Here is a 15,494-nt window from a genome sequence, read left to right on the forward strand (position 1 = left end):
CCACCCTAGCCCTGGAGCGGCGTGTCGATGATCGCGAGCCGCTGCTCGTTCTGCTTGAAGTTGATGCTGGCAACGCCGAGCATCGACCGCAGTTTTGTGTCCTCAACCTTCATCGGTCCAGGCGAGGGGGCAGCTCCCGGCGCTGGCTGCGGAAAGGCGGTCGAGCGCGCGGTGTGGAAGGTGACGTTACCCTCGACCTTCTGCATCACCTGGTGGATGTGGCCGTTCAGCACGGTAACCGAACCGAAGCCTTTCACCTGCTCCAGCGCGCGGCCGCCGTCTTCGGTGCCCCAGCCCCATTCCGGATAGACGGTCCAGAGCGGGATGTGCGCGAACAGTACGATCGGCGTCGATTTCGACTTGCCGCGCAGATCGTCCTGGAGCCAGGCGAGCTGCTCGGCGCCGAGATTGCCAAGGCCGCCAGCCTTGAGGTCGACGACGTTGACGAGGCCGATGAAGTGCACGCCGCCGGCATCGAACGAGTACCAGCCCTGGCCCTTGGTGCCGCGTCCGTAACGCTCGCGATAAAATTTCACCTCCTCGTCGAGGAAGTCATGTTCGCCCGGCACGTAGTGCACGTCGAGCTTGCTCTGCGAGATGATGCGCTCGGCATTGTCGAACTCGGCGGCCTTGGACAAATGCGTGATGTCGCCGGTGTGGATCATGAAGGACGGTTTGGTCGGCATCGCGTTGATTTTGCCCACGGCCTCCTCCAGCGTGCCGAGCGCATTGGGATTGGCCGGCTTGCCGAAGCCGACATGGCTGTCGCTGATCTGGAGGAAGCTCATGCCGGGCGTCGCCGCAGTCGCGGCCTGCGCGGAATCGATGATGCCGAGCGAGCGCGGCACGCCGCCGGTGACCGTCCAGAGCACCCCGGTGCCGGCCCAGGTCATGCATTCCAACACCTTGCGGCGGCTGACGCCGTCGCCGCCATGATCGTGTCCGCTCATCGCGTATCTCCGCTTCGCCCGGAATTGGGCTTCGGAGAGGTGATTGGGGGAGGAGGGGACTTATTCGCGGGAGGTGATGACGATTTCGTGAGGTGACGCGGTCTCGTGTCCCGGACGCAACGCAGCACCTCTTGGTGATGCGTTGCAAAGCCGGGACCCAGAAAGCTGCGCGGTGCGCGGTGAGATGGGCCCCGGCTCTGCAGCGCACCACTTCGTGCTGCGCCGCGTCCGGGCACGAGACCTACTTCGCGAATTCTCGCACAGCCTCCGCCACGGCTGCCGGCACTTCCTGCGCGACACAATGCCCGGCGTCCTCGAACACCATCGTGCTGACCTTCGGGATCAGCGACACCGCGCGCGCCGCCATCTCCCAATAGATCGGGCCTGACTTCGCGGCGGTCGTGACGCGCACGGGACAGTCGATCTCGGCGAGCCCTGCAAACGGATTGCCGCGGGCATCGCCGACGTAAACCTGCTCCATCGCTTCGTAGATCGGACGCAGGATCGCCGACTCGATCTCCGGCGTGCAGCAAAGCCGCACCCGGCCATCGTCAAGCGTCGTGAAGCCATGGCGCACATATGCCTGCAGTGAGGTCTCGGTCCAATCCGCAAAGGACGGCGCGGCGCGGTAGCGCGCGAACACGGCGTCGGCACTCTCGAACTCAGCGCGCCGGCGCAAGGTGCCCTGGACACGGGCGACGGATTCGTCGTTCAATCCCCCGGTACGCGCGGCACGCGGGTCCATCACCGTCGGCTCCATCACGAACAGCCGCGTGAAATGTCCGGGCAAGAGCTTTGCCGCGAGCAGGAGATCGGTCGCGCCCGCACTGTGGCCGATGCCGTAGACGTCTCGCAGGCCGATCGCATCGACCACCCGGCAAACATCCTCCGCATAGTCCAGGAAATGATAGGCGCTGGGCTTGTGGCTGGCGCCGTGGCCGCGGCGGTCGAGCGCATAGACCGTATGGGTCGATGCAAGCTCGCGCGCGACCTCGTCCCAGACGTCGGCGACGAAGCCGGTGCCATGAACGAGGAGGGCAGGCGGCTTGCCGCTTTCGCCCCATTGCAACATGGCGATCGCTGCGTCGGCGGGGCCGATTGAAAAGCGGTGAGGATTGATCATGGCGATGCGATGCTACTTCGCATCCTCCAAAATCATCGCCGCGCCCTTCTCGGCGATCATCGCGGTCGGCGTATTGGTGTTGCCCGACGTGATCGTCGGCATGATTGATGCGTCGATGACACGCAAGCCTTCGAGCCCGTAGAAGCGCAGCCGCTCGTCCACCACCGCCATCGGATCGCTCACCGCACCCATCTTGGCGGTGCCGACGGGATGGAAGATCGTCGTGCCGATGTCGCCGGCAGCCTTTGCGAGCGAGGCGTCGTCGTCACCGACGGTGGGGCCGGGCAGATATTCGCTCGGACGGTATTTGGCGAGCGCCTTCTGCTGCATCAGGCGTCGCGTGGTGCGGATGGCATCGGCGCCGACCTGGCGGTCGTCATCGGTCGAGAGGTAATTCGGCGCGATGATCGGCTTCTCGTCCGGGCTCGCCGAACGCAGCCGCACGGTGCCGCGCGAGGTCGGCTGGAGATTGCAGGCGCTGACCGTAATGGCGGGGAAGCGGTGCAGGGGATCGCCGAACTTGTCGAGCGACAGCGGCTGCACATGGAACTGGATGTTCGCCCGCGCGCGCGTCGCATCCGAGCGGGTGAAGATGCCGAGCTGCGACGGCGCCATGGTCAGGGGACCGCGGCGGCGGAAGGCGTAGTCGAGTCCCATCAGGCCGCGGCGGAACAGATTGTAATAGGTCTCGTTCAGCGTGCGCACGCCCTCGACCTTGTAGATCGCGCGCTGCTGCAGATGGTCCTGCAGATTGCGCCCCACACCGGGCTTGTCCATGACGATGTCGATGCCGAGCGGCGACAGCCAGTCGGCAGGCCCAATGCCGGAACGGTGCAGCACCTGCACCGAGCCGATCGAGCCGGCCGACAGGATCACTTCGCGTCTCGCACGCGCTTCGATCATCTCGCCGTTCTGGATGAAGCGCACGCCGACGGCGCGGCCCTGCTCGATGATGACGCGGTCGACCAGCACATGCTTCTCGAGCCGCAGGTTCGGGCGCTTCAAGGCGGGCTTGAGGAAGCCGCGTGCCGACGACCAGCGACGGCCGCGCTTCTGGTTGACGTGGAAATAGCTGGTGCCTTCATTGTCGCCGGTGTTGAAATCCGGGATGCGCTTGATGCCCATCTCCTCGGCGGCATCGCCGACGGCATCGAGAACGTCCCATGACAGCCGCGGCGCCTCGATGCGCCAGCCGCCCCCGGCGCCGTGATGCTCACTCGCCCCCAGGAAGTGATCCTCGATCCGCCGAAACAGCGGCAGCACATCGTCATAGCCCCAGCCGGTCATGCCCAGCTGGCGCCAGTGATCATAGTCGGCGGCCTGGCCGCGCATCGAGATCATGGCGTTGATCGCCGAGCAGCCGCCGATGACCTTGCCGCGGGGATAGGCGAGCGAACGGCCGTTCAGGCCGGGCTCGGCCTCGGTCTTGAACATCCAGTCCGAGCGCGGATTGCCGATCGCGAAGAGATAGCCGACCGGGATGTGGAACCAGATCCAGTTGTCGTCGCCGCCGGCTTCGAGAATGAGGACGCGATTGCCGGGATCCGCCGACAGGCGGTTGGCGACGATGCAGCCCGCCGTACCTGCCCCGACGACAATGTAGTCAAATTCACCTTCGAGCCGTCTCGGCATTCTGCTTCCACCCAACCAGCGCGTCATGTCCGGGCTTGTCCCGGGCATCCACGCACTTTCTATCCTAATAGTCAGACGTGGATGGCCAAGACAAGCTGGCGCCAAGCCCGGCCATGACGAGAGGACAGGGGTTACCCTCGGCCCGCGGCAGTTGGGTGGACTGGCGCTTGCATGGTAGACAGTCCTGCATTTTCAACAAAGCTCGAGACCCTCCATGCCCATCGTGAACCGCGTCGCCGACCTCCAACCCGATATTCAGGCCTGGCGCCGGGACATCCACGAGCATCCTGAGTTGCTGTACGACGTTCATCGCACTGCAGCATTCGTGGCGGACCGGCTGCGCGAGTTCGGCTGCGATGAGGTCGTCACCGGGCTCGGCCAGACCGGCGTGGTCGGCGTGATCAAGGGCAGCAAGCCGGCTGGCGAGGGACTCAAGGTGATCGGCCTGCGCGCCGACATGGATGCGCTGCCCGTCGAGGAGCAGACCAACCTGCCATACGCCTCCAAGACTCCGGGCAAGATGCACGCCTGCGGCCATGACGGACACACCGCGATGCTGCTCGGGGCCGCCCGCTACCTCGCCGAAACCCGTAATTTCGCCGGCGATGCGATCGTGATCTTCCAGCCCGCCGAGGAGGGCGGCGCCGGCGGCGCGGCCATGGTCAAGGACGGCCTGATGGAGCGCTTCGGCATCGAGCAGGTCTACGGCATGCACAATGGCCCGGGCATCCCGATCGGCTCGTTCGCGATCCGGCCGGGTCCGATCATGGCGGCGACCGACGAGGTCGACATCATGATCGAGGGCCTCGGCGGCCACGCCGCCCGTCCGCACAAATGCATCGATTCCGTGCTGGTCGGCGCGCAGGTGATCACCGCGCTGCAGTCGATCGTCGCGCGCAGCGTCGACCCGCTGGAATCGGCCGTGATCTCGATCTGCGAATTCCACGCCGGCAACGCCCGCAACGTCATTCCGCAGACGGCGACGCTGAAGGGCACCATCCGCACGCTCTCGCCCGAGGTGCGCAAGCTGGTCGAGAAGCGCGTGCACGAGGTGGTGGCCGGAGTCGCGCAGATCACCGGCGCGAAGATCGACCTGCGCTATCAGCGCAATTACCCCGTCGTGAACAACCACGCCGCGGAGACCGAGGTTGCGCGCCGCATTGCAAAGCAGGTTGCTGGCGATGCCAATGTGCACGAAATGCCGCCGCTGATGGGCGGCGAGGATTTCGCCTACATGCTGGAAGCGCGCCCCGGCGCCTTCATCTTCTGCGGCAACGGCGACAGCGCCGGCCTGCATCACCCCGCCTACAATTTCAACGACGAGGCGATCGTGTTCGGCACGTCCTATTGGGTGAAGCTGGTCGAGGAGTCGCTCGCGGCGTCGTGAGTCCAAGCCAGAAGCACAAATGAAAAGGGCCCGTGCATCGCACGGGCCCTTTGTCTTTGAGGGAATGATCGGCTCAGAAGATCCGCGAGAAGATCACGTAGAGCGTGGCCGACAGCATGATCGCGCAGGGCAGCGTCAGCACCCAGGCCATCAGCAAATTGCGGATGGTCGCCATTTGCAAGCCCGAGCCGTTGGCCGCCATGGTGCCGGCGACGCCCGACGACAACACATGCGTGGTCGAAACCGGCAGGCCGAACACGTCGGCGGCGCCGATCGTCGCGGCGGCCACCAGCTCGGCCGAGGCGCCCTGTGCGTAGGTGAGATGGCTCTTGCCGATCTTCTCGCCGACCGTGATCACGATGCGCTTCCAGCCGATCATGGTGCCGAGGCCGAGCGCGATGGCAACCGCGACCTTCACCCAGGTCGGGATGAACTTCGTGGCGCTGTCGAGCCCGCCCTTGTAGGCGTTCAAGGTCGCGACCTCTTCCTTGTTGAGGTCGTTTTCCTTGTCCTTCATCAGGAAGCGGATCGCTTCCGAGGTCAGGTACATGTCGTTACGGGTGTTGCCGACCACTTCCGCCGGCACCTTGTTGAGCGAGCCGTATTTCGCGACCTGGTCGCCGACATCCTTCACCAGCACCGACAGCGAGGGGTAGGTGCCTTCGCTGATGTGGTGCGAGGTGATGTACTGGGTCACCGCAGGACGGGGATCGCCGATGATCGAGTGACCGGCACCCTTGGCCGCGATCACCTTGGAGGCGGCATCCGAGACCTTCTGGAACTGGGCGACCTGGGATTCCGGCAGGGCGCGGTTGAGCGCGTAGGCGGTCGGCACGGTACCGATCAGGATCAGCATGATCAGGCCCATGCCCTTCTGGCCGTCGTTCGAACCGTGCGCGAAGCTGACGCCGGTGCAGGTCGCGATCAGCAGGCCGCGGATCCAGAGCGGCGGCGCCTTGTTGCCTTCGGGCGCAGCATACAGGGCCGGGTTGCGCACGATGAACTTGAGCAGCAGCAGCAGCGTCGCGGCGCAGATGAAGCCGAACAGCGGCGACAGCAGCAGCGCGTAGCCGATCTCGGTCGCCTTGGTCCAGTCCACGCCCGAGGTGCCGTCACGGCCGCGCATGACGGCGTTGGCGACGCCGACGCCGATGATCGAGCCGATCAGCGTATGCGAGGAGGAGGCGGGCAGGCCGAAGAACCAGGTGCCGAGATTCCACAGGATCGCGGCGATCAGCAGCGCGAACACCATCGCGAAGCCGGCGCTGGAGCCGACCTGCAGGATCAGCTCCACCGGCAGCAGCGAGACGATGCCGAAGGCGACCGCGCCGGAGGACATGAGCACGCCGAGGAAGTTGAAAAAGCCCGACCACATCACCGCGACTTCGGCCGGCAGCGAATGGGTATAGATCACGGTCGCCACCGCATTGGCGGTGTCGTGGAAGCCGTTGACGAATTCGAAGCCGAGCGCGATCAGGAGCGCGACGAACAACAGCATGTAGGGCAGGTAGCTCGTCACGCGCGCGCCGGTCGCGTTGACGTCGACATAGATGCTGTAGGCGACGAAAAGCAGGCCCGCGGCGAGGATGCCGAAGAACAGGATCATCGTCAGCGGATTGAAGCCCTTGTCGAGATTTGGCCGCGAGGCCGGCTGGATCGGCGCGGGATCGGCTACCGCGCCGTCGAATGCAACATCGGTCATGTCTGGACGCCCCTTAACTTTGAAGTAAGGGTATTGTCCGCGATGGATTTGAAGGCTGGATGACAAGCGGCGGTTGAAAGGCGTTTTCCTGCCAGTATTTAGGCGGCCCGCGCGGCTTTCTTCTGCAAGCCGGCAGCGATCTTCAAATCTTCGACAAAGCGCTGATATTCCAGCACCTTGGCTTCCGGATCGGGCAGCCGCAGCAGATAGGATGGGTGCACCGTCACCAAAGCCTTGCGTCCGTCGGGAAGGTCGATGAGCCGGCCGCGGGTCTTGCCGATGGGAGTGATCTTGCCGAACACGCTTTGCGCGGCGGTGGCGCCCATCGCCACGATCAGATCGGGCTGGATTGCCAAGACTTCCCGTTCGAACCATTGCCGGCACGCTTTGATCTCCGGCGTATTCGGCTTCTGGTGCAGGCGGATCTTTCCGCGCGGCACGAATTTGAAGTGCTTCACCGCGTTGGTGACATAGACCTTCTTGCGGTCGACGCCGGCTTCCTCCAGCGCGCGGTCCAGCATCTGGCCGGCGGGGCCGACGAAGGGATGGCCGGCGAGGTCTTCCTTGTCGCCGGGCTGCTCGCCGACCAGCATGATGTTGGCGGATCTCGGGCCCTCGCCGAACACGGTCTGGGTCGCGTCCTTGTAGAGATGGCAGGCGCGGCAATGCGCGGCCTCCTCGCGGAGCGCTTCGAGATCGTCGGCAGCTGGCTTGCGTTTCATCGGAGCCTCCGGCCGCTTCTGAGGCTTGTGCGGATCGGTTGCGGCATTGGCGATCATGGCGCCGGTCATGCGTTCGGCGTCCTCGATCAAGGGCTTAATGATCGAGGCCTCGGGCAGGTTCCTCCAATATTTCTTCGGCATCTCGGCCTGCATCGCCTTCACCTTGAGCCGGGCCGGATTGAAGATGCTGGCGTAATAGCGCCGCCAGGTTTCCTCCAGCCGGTCTTCGCCCGGTGCTTCGCTCTTGCTGACGCCCGGCGTGAACGCGAGCGCGTGGCCGTCCCAATGCGCGCAGAGGTCCGGCGTCAGGATCGACCATGGCATGTCGGCAAAGCGTTTTGCGAAGAATGGGGCGGCGAGCTCGACGATGTGATGCTCCGGCTCGAACCAGGCGACGTAATGCGCCTCGCGTTCCCTGCCGATCTCGCGGAAGCGGACGAAGGCGTGCATCTTGTGCTCGTCGCGATGGACAGCGCGGGCCATCGCAATGATTTGCGCGACGTCAGGGTCGGTTGCGACCTCGATGAGGTCGTGATTGTCCTTCAACCGCCAGAGCAGGCGATAGAGGATCGCAAAGCGCTGGATATCGCGGTGCAGGATTGCGGCCTGGGCGAGCTCGACGAATTTGCCTGATACGTTGAAGGTGCCCTCGTTCACCTCGAGGATCGGAGACGGCGCGGACGGTGCGAACAACTCCGCCTCGCTGCCCTGCACGGTCCAGGTGACATCGGTGGGCTGCACATGATGAAGCACGAGGCTGCGCGCGGCTTTGCGCCAGCCGTCGAAATCGGTTTCATGATCGAGGGTGATGTACTGCATCAGAAGCCAAACCCCAATTGCGTTGCCTTCGGCTTGAAGCGTTCGATCAGCCCGGCCGCATCGAGGCGATGCGGTGAGGGGCGGTGGTCGCTGAGGACGATGAACGGCAGCGCCTTGTTGCGGGGTACGTGCAGCCGCGCCAGATCAGAGAGGCGGATCGTGGTGGTGCGCCGCGTTGCGATGATGCGCTCGACCGCCTTGGTGCCGAAGCCCGGCACGCGCAGCAGCTCCTCGCGGCTGGCGCGGTTGACGTCGAGCGGGAAGCGGTCGCGGTGACGCAGCGCCCAGGCGAGCTTTGGATCGATGTCGAGCGGCAGCATCGCGCTGTCGTCGACGATCTCCGCGACGTCGAAGCCGTAGAACCGCATCAGCCAGTCGGCCTGGTAGAGCCGGTGCTCGCGCAGCAGCGGCGGCTGCACCAGAGGCAAAGAGCGGCTCGCATCTGGGATCGGGCTGAAGGCGGAGTAATAGACGCGCCGCAGGCGGTAGGCGCCGTAGAGATTGGCGCTGGTGTGGAGAATGGTGTGGTCGGAGGCAGCATCAGCACCGACGATCATCTGCGTGCTTTGGCCCGCCGGCGCGAAGCGCTGCGGCTTTGCCCTGGTCTTCGCGCTGCGGCCTTCCTCGGCCTCGTCCAGCTTCAGCCGCAGCCGGCCCATGGTGTGGCGGATCGCGCGCACGTCCTTCTCCGGCGCGAATTGCTGCAGGCTCGTCTCCTCGGGCATCTCGATGTTGATGGAGAGACGATCGGCGTATTTGCCGGCTTCCGCGATCAGCGCATCGTCGGCCTCGGGAATGGTCTTGAGATGAATATAGCCGCGGAAGTGATGCTCCTCGCGCAGCTTTCGCGCGACGCTCACCACCTGCTCCATGGTGTAGTCGGGGCTGCGGATGATGCCGGAAGAGAGGAACAGTCCCTCGATGTAGTTGCGCCGGTAGAAGTCGAGCGTGAGCTTCACCACCTCGTCGACGGTGAAGCGGGCGCGCGGCACGTTGGAGGAGGCGCGGTTGACGCAATAGAGGCAATCGTAATTGCAGGCGTTGGTCAGCAGCACCTTGAGCAGTGAGATGCAGCGTCCATCCGGCGCATAGGAATGGCAGATGCCCATGCCGGGCGCGGTCGAGCCCATGCCCTTGCCGTCGCTGGAATCCCGCTTCTCCGTGCCGCTGGAGGCGCAGGACGCGTCGTATTTGGCGGCGTCCGCCAGGATTTCCAGTTTGCGTTGTACGTCCATCTTGGAATCCCTTTGATTCAGCTCATGAATCCAGTTGCGCGCCAATTCGATTGACTCTCCGCGCCCCGTTAGCTTTATATTAGAACATATCATGAACAAATGAGCCAGCCGCTGGTTCTCTTTTTGAGAGCCATCGGCAATCACCCCTGAAGGAGCGGCGACATGAGCGGCGCACGCATCAGCGCGCTTGCGACCTTGCGCGGCCAGATCGAGCGCATCGAGACGGCGGCGGTCGTGCATCCGCACGATCGGGTCGCACTCGGTCACAGCGAAGCCGACGACGCGCTGAAGGGCGGGCTCGCGCGCGCGGCGATCCACGAGGTATTTTGCGCCGGGTCTCAGGGGACGGCTGCGACCGGCTTCGTCATGGGGCTTGCCGGGCGCGTCTCGGCGCAGCGGCCGCTGCTGTGGGTGCGGCAGGATTTTTCAGTGATAGAGGCAGGCGCGCTGTCGATGAGCGGGCTCGCCGAGCTCGGCCTCGATCCGCGCCGCGTGGTGATGGTGCGCGCCGCCGATGTCGAGAGCGCGCTGCGCACCTCGGCTGATGCGCTTGCCTGCGATGCGCTGGGCGCCGTCGTGCTCGAGCTCTGGGGCGAGACCAGGCAGTTCGATCTCGTGGCGAGCCGCAAGCTGACGCTGGCCGCGCAAGGCTCCGGCGTCACCGGCCTGATGCTGCGGATGGCGGCGCAGCCGCTGCCTTCGACGGCGGAGACGCGGTGGATGCTGCGCGCCGCGCATTCACCACCGGGGCCGGCATGGAGTGCCTGGGGCGCGCCGCGCTTCGATGCCGAGTTGTTACGCAATCGTCATGGCCCGTGCGGCCGGTGGATCATGGAATGGAAGTGTGATGAGTGCCAGTTCAGTGAACCGTCGACGTATTCTCAGTCTGTGGCTGCCACGCCTGCCCATCGACCGGATCCAGCGGTTCTTCAACAGCGCCGGGCTGGGTAAAACCAATAATGAGCCGAGCATCGTCGTCATCAAGGACAACAATGCGCTGGTGATCCATGCGCTGGACGAGGCCGCCGAGCGCCTCGGCCTGTACATAGGCCAGCCGCTGGCCAATGCGCGGGCGATGTGCCCGGATTTGCGGGTGTTCGACGCCGACGTCGCGGCCGATGCGAAGACGCTTAGCGACATCGCCGACTGGTGCGACCGCTTCACGCCGCTGGTCGCGCTCGATCCGCCGCACGGGCTGTTCCTCGACATCACCGGCTGTGCGCATCTGTTCGGCGGCGAGGCTGCGCTGTTGCAAGCGCTGGTTCGGGCGCTCGGCCGACAAGGCTTTGCCGTCAGCGCGGCAATCGCCGGCACCTCGGTCTGCGCGCGCACGCTGACGCGGCAGACCATGGGCACCATCGTTGCCGATGGCGGCGAGGCGGAGGCGATCAGCCGGTTTCCGGTGTCCGCGCTCGGTGCGGGCGAGGCCATCACCACCGGCCTGCGCCGCGCCGGCCTCAAGACCATCGGCGACGTCGCCACGCGCTCGCCGAGCGAGATCACGGCGCGGTTCGGAGCGCGGTTCTCCACGCTGCTGGCGCATGCGCTGGGGCAGGGCGATGCGCCGATCAATCCGCGAAAACCGCTGCCTGATTATATCGTGGAGAAGCGTTTCGCCGAGCCGATCGCGACCGACACCATGATCGCGATGACGCTGTCGCGACTGGCGGACACGCTGATTGCCTCCATGGAGAAGCAGGGCAAGGGCGCGCGCCGGCTGGAAGCCGCGTTCTTCCGCACTGACGGCGTGGTGCGCGCGATCATGGTCGAGACCGGACGTCCGGTGACGCGAAGCGCGGTGATCGACCGGCTGTTCCGCGAGCGCCTCGACGCGCTCGCCGATCCCCTCGATCCCGGTTTCGGCTTCGACATGGTGCGCCTGTCGGCGAGCCGCACCGAGATCGTGGTGCAGGAGCAACGCGATCTCGACGCCCATGTCCACGACAATGACGAGCTTGCCGCCCTGATCGACCGCATCGCCGCGCGCATCGGCGGAAAGCGCGTCGTCGTGCACCTGCCTGAGGATACTCATATCCCCGAATGCGCCGTGCTGGCCGCCCCGGCGCAGCATCATCTCGCCGCCGCCCTGCAGGCCGAATGGCCTGCGCGGACCAAAAGCGAGCCGCCGCTGCGCCCCCTAAGGCTGTTCGACAAGCCGGAACTGGTCGCGGTACCGTTCGCGACCGTGCCGGACGGTCCGCCGCATCAATTCACCTGGCGGCGCGCGAAGCATGCGGTGGTGCGGGTCGAAGGGCCCGAGCGCATCGCCATGGAATGGTGGCGGCAGGACGGCAGGCAACTGACGCGGGATTATTTCCGCATTGAGGACGCCGAAGGCCTGCGGTTCTGGATCTTTCGCGACGGTCTCTACGACGAGCTGATTGACGATGCGGGCGAGTCCATTCCCGCGAAATGGTATGTCCACGGTCTCTTCGCATGAACACGCCCGCTTATGCCGAGATCGGCATCACCACCAATTTCTCCTTCCTGCGCGGCGGCTCGGATCCGCGCGCCTATGTGCATCAGGCGAGCAGGCTCGGCATCCCCGCGATCGGAATCGCCGACCACAACACGCTCGCCGGCGTGGTGCGGGCCTGGAATGAGCTCGACAATGACAAGGTGCTGCACAAGCCGAAGCTGCTGATCGGTGCGCGCATCGTTTTCATCGACGGCACGCCCGACATTCTGGTCTATCCGCGCGACCGCGCCGCTTATGGCCGGCTCTGTCAGCTCCTCACCCGGGGCAAGCGCGGCGACGACGTCACGCGGATCGAGAAGGGCGAATGCCGTCTCACCTTCGCCGATCTCCTCGAGTTCTCGGAAGGCCAGCTCCTGGTCCTGACGCTGCCGTATCGTTTCGAGCCGGCGCAGGCGCTGGATGTGCTTGCAAAGCTGAGGGCGAGCCGCGCCGAGGGCGTGTGGCTGGCGGCGAGCCTGATCTATCGCGGCGACGACCGGCGCCGCCTGGCGCGGCTCGATGACCTCGCGGCCAAAGCAAAAGTGCCGCTGCTCGCGACCAACGAGGTGCTCTATCACGATCCCGGCCGTCGTCCGCTTCAGGATGTGCTGACCTGCATTCGGGAAAAGACCACGATCGAGGCGGTCGGAAAGAAGCTGGAAGCCAATGCCGAACGGTTCCTGAAGACGCCGCGAGAAATGGCGCGGCTGTTCCGCGACTTCCCCGGGGCAATCGCGGAAACCATGCGGTTTGCCGATCGTATCGAATTTACGCTCGACCAGCTCAAATACCAGTATCCGGATGAGCCGGTGCCGCCGGGCAAGACCGCGCAAGGGCATCTGGAGGATTTGACCTGGGCGGGCGTCGACAAATATTTTGGTGGCATCGAGAACATTGACGCAAAGCTGCGCGCGACGCTCAAGAAAGAGCTCGCGCTGATCGCCGAGCTGAAATACGCGCATTACTTCCTCACCGTGCACGACATCGTGCACTACGCGCGCAGCCAGAACATCCTGTGCCAGGGGCGTGGGTCGGCGGCGAACTCGGCCGTGTGCTACGTGCTCGGCATCACCTCGGTCGACCCGACCAAGGTCGATCTGTTGTTCGAGCGCTTCATCTCCAAGGAGCGGCTGGAGCCGCCCGACATCGACGTCGATTTCGAGCATTCGCGGCGCGAGGAGGTGATGCAATATGTCTATCGCCGCTACGGCCGCCATCGCGCCGCGATCATCGCCACCGTCATCCACTATCGCCCGCGCAGCGCCATCCGCGACGTCGGCAAGGCGCTGGGCCTGACCGAGGACGTCACCGCCGCGCTGGCCGACACCGTCTGGGGCAGCTGGGGCAAGGGTCTCAACGACATGCAGGTCAGGCAGGCCGGGCTCGATCCCAACAATCCCATGATCAACCTCGCGGTCGAGCTTGCGACCGAGCTGATCGAATTCCCGCGCCATCTCTCCCAGCATGTCGGCGGCTATGTGCTGACGCAGGACCGGCTCGACACCTATGTCCCCATCGGCAACGCCGCGATGGACGACCGCACTTTCATCGAATGGGACAAGGACGACGTCGACGCGCTCAACATGATGAAGGTCGACGTGCTGGCGCTGGGCATGCTGACCTGCATCCGCAAATGTTTTGATTTGATTGCAGACCACAAGGGGAAACGTTACGAGCTTGCGGATATCAAGTCGAAAGATGACGACGAAGTTTATCAGATGCTGCAGCGAGGAGAATCGCTCGGCGTGTTCCAGGTCGAGAGCCGCGCGCAGATGAACATGCTGCCGCGCCTGAAGCCGCGGACCTTCTACGACCTCGTCATCGAAGTCGCGATCGTGCGCCCCGGGCCGATCCAGGGCGACATGGTGCATCCGTATCTGCGGCGGCGGAATGGTGAGGAGAAGGAAAATTATCCGGCTCCGTCGCCTGAGTTTGGAGAGCCTGACGAACTCTATAAGGTGCTGCACAAGACATTGGGTGTGCCCCTGTTCCAGGAGCAGGCCATGCGGATTGCGATCGTGGCCGCAGGGTTTACTTCGGAAGAGGCCAACGGATTACGGCGCGCCATGGCAACGTTCCGCAACGTCGGGGCCATAGGCAATTTCGAAGACAAGATGACCGGCAACATGATCCGCCGGGGCTACGATCCTCAATTCGCAAGAAATTGCTTCGAGCAGATCAAGGGGTTTGGCTCTTACGGCTTCCCCGAGAGCCATGCCGCGAGTTTTGCGCAGCTCGTCTACATCTCGTCATGGCTGAAGCACTATCACCCGGATGCCTTCTGCTGCGGCCTCCTGAACTCGCAGCCGATGGGCTTTTATGCGCCCGCACAGATCGTCAGCGACGCCCGCAAGAACGGCGTCGAGGTCCGCGACATCGACGTGTCCTACAGTTTTGCTCAAAACACGCTGGAGAATACTGACGAGAGGTATTGTGCCGTCCGCCTTGGCTTCCGCCGGATCGACGGCTTCCATTGGCTCGATCCCGATGAGGAGGCTCTCAAGAAGGAGCAGGCGAAGCGGCAGGGCAAAGACTACGTCACTCAGGAAGACTGGGCGGACCGCATCGTCAATGCCCGGAACCGACGTTCCTTCACCTCGCTCGAAGATTTTGCCCGCGACACCGGCCTGCCCAAGCGCGCGCTGATCCTGCTGGCGGATGCCGACGCGTTTCGCTCGCTCGGGCTCGACCGCCGCGAGGCGCTGTGGCAGGTGCGGCGGCTGCCCGACGACGTCGCTCTGCCGCTGTTCGAGGCGGCGACCGCGCGCGAGCAGCCGGACGAGCATGCGCAGCCGCTGCCTGTGATGCCGCGCGCCGAGCAGGTGGTCGCGGACTACCAGACCATCCGGCTATCGCTGAAAGGGCACCCGATGGAATTTTTGCGCGAGATGTTTTCGCGCGAGCGCGTCGTCCCCTGCAAGGATGTCAGTCATGAGAACGAGCGCCGCCGCGTCCGCTGCGCCGGCGTGGTGCTGGTGCGGCAACGGCCGGGCAGCGCCAGCGGCGTCGTGTTCATGACGCTGGAGGACGAAACCGGCATCGCCAATGTCGTGGTGTGGCCAAAAATCATGGAGCAGTACCGCAAAGAGGTGATGGGTGCGCGCCTCATCGAGGTTCACGGCTATATCCAGAGCAGCCCCGAGAAGGTGACGCATCTCATCGCCCAGCGCATGATCGACCGCTCGCACGATCTTGTCGGCCTCGCCAACGACGCGCTGAGCCGCAGGCATCCGGTGCCATCTGGCGCCACGGTGATCGAGCCGCTCAACGAAGACCCCCGCGCGCTTGCGGACATGCCGGCGCAAAAAATCCGCCACCCCCGCAACGTCCGCATCCTGCCGCCATCGCGGGATTTTCATTGAAGGTGTAGTGCGACGGTCTATTTATCACCGTCACCCTGAGGTGGCCGCTTCTTCAGCGGCCCTCGAAGGGCGACGGCCCGGCTGCCAGCTTGGCCGTTCATCCT

At 64.8% G+C, this 15,494-nt stretch carries 10 protein-coding genes; 4 read left to right on the top strand and 6 right to left on the bottom strand.

The genetic code is table 11. The annotated features are described in order from the left end of the window. Window positions 1-5: 5 nt before the first annotated feature. The 3 genes from AABA84_RS29235 to AABA84_RS29245 form a co-directional block, all read right to left on the bottom strand. Window positions 6-950, bottom strand: a complete 945-nt coding sequence (locus AABA84_RS29235) for a metallophosphoesterase family protein (RefSeq protein ID WP_338313886.1) — start codon at window positions 948-950, stop codon at window positions 6-8. Window positions 951-1,191: 241 nt separating this feature from the next. Then, entirely contained in the window at window positions 1,192-2,073 is an 882-nt protein-coding gene (locus tag AABA84_RS29240; RefSeq protein WP_338313887.1) for an alpha/beta fold hydrolase, read from the bottom strand. 12 nt (window positions 2,074-2,085) lie between these two features. Continuing rightward, window positions 2,086-3,705, bottom strand: coding sequence for a GMC family oxidoreductase (locus tag AABA84_RS29245; RefSeq protein WP_338313888.1), 1,620 nt, complete (start codon window positions 3,703-3,705; stop codon window positions 2,086-2,088). 214 nt (window positions 3,706-3,919) lie between these two features. On the opposite strand from AABA84_RS29245, the gene AABA84_RS29250 reads away from it, so the two are divergent. Next, entirely contained in the window at window positions 3,920-5,092 is a 1,173-nt protein-coding gene (locus AABA84_RS29250) for a M20 aminoacylase family protein (protein ID WP_338313889.1), read from the top strand. A gap of 73 nt (window positions 5,093-5,165) precedes the next feature. Here AABA84_RS29250 and AABA84_RS29255 read toward each other — a convergent pair whose 3' ends face one another. From AABA84_RS29255 to AABA84_RS29265, 3 genes are all read right to left on the bottom strand, one after another. Beyond that, window positions 5,166-6,794 carry an inorganic phosphate transporter gene (locus tag AABA84_RS29255; RefSeq protein ID WP_212251375.1) on the bottom strand — a complete coding sequence of 543 codons (1,629 nt, stop codon included), beginning with the start codon at window positions 6,792-6,794 and terminating at the stop codon, window positions 5,166-5,168. Window positions 6,795-6,892: 98 nt separating this feature from the next. Beyond that, window positions 6,893-8,335: a UdgX family uracil-DNA binding protein gene (locus tag AABA84_RS29260; RefSeq protein ID WP_212251376.1), complete on the bottom strand. Its 1,443-nt coding sequence runs from the start codon at window positions 8,333-8,335 to the stop codon at window positions 6,893-6,895. Continuing rightward, window positions 8,335-9,570 (bottom strand): putative DNA modification/repair radical SAM protein, encoded by a 1,236-nt coding sequence (locus tag AABA84_RS29265; RefSeq protein WP_212251377.1) that lies wholly within the window; start codon window positions 9,568-9,570, stop codon window positions 8,335-8,337. Before AABA84_RS29265 ends, AABA84_RS29260 begins: the two co-directional genes overlap by 1 nt. Window positions 9,571-9,732: 162 nt before the next feature. Between AABA84_RS29265 and AABA84_RS29270 the strand changes: the two genes are divergently transcribed. The 3 genes from AABA84_RS29270 to AABA84_RS29280 are packed head-to-tail and all read left to right on the top strand — an operon-like array spanning window position 9,733 to window position 15,390. Next, a complete protein-coding gene (locus AABA84_RS29270; RefSeq protein ID WP_212251380.1) occupies window positions 9,733-10,521 on the top strand; it encodes an ImuA family protein in 789 nt (262 codons plus the stop codon). Beyond that, a complete protein-coding gene (locus tag AABA84_RS29275; RefSeq protein WP_212251381.1) occupies window positions 10,418-12,010 on the top strand; it encodes a Y-family DNA polymerase in 1,593 nt (530 codons plus the stop codon). The genes AABA84_RS29270 and AABA84_RS29275 overlap by 104 nt, the downstream gene beginning before the upstream one ends. Continuing rightward, window positions 12,007-15,390 (top strand): error-prone DNA polymerase, encoded by a 3,384-nt coding sequence (locus AABA84_RS29280; RefSeq protein WP_338313890.1) that lies wholly within the window; start codon window positions 12,007-12,009, stop codon window positions 15,388-15,390. The genes AABA84_RS29275 and AABA84_RS29280 overlap by 4 nt, the downstream gene beginning before the upstream one ends. The last annotated feature ends 104 nt before the right edge of the window (window positions 15,391-15,494 follow it).

This window comes from Bradyrhizobium sp. TM239 (genome assembly GCF_036247985.1).
In the GTDB taxonomy this organism is placed as follows: Bacteria; Pseudomonadota; Alphaproteobacteria; order Rhizobiales; family Xanthobacteraceae; genus Bradyrhizobium; species Bradyrhizobium ottawaense.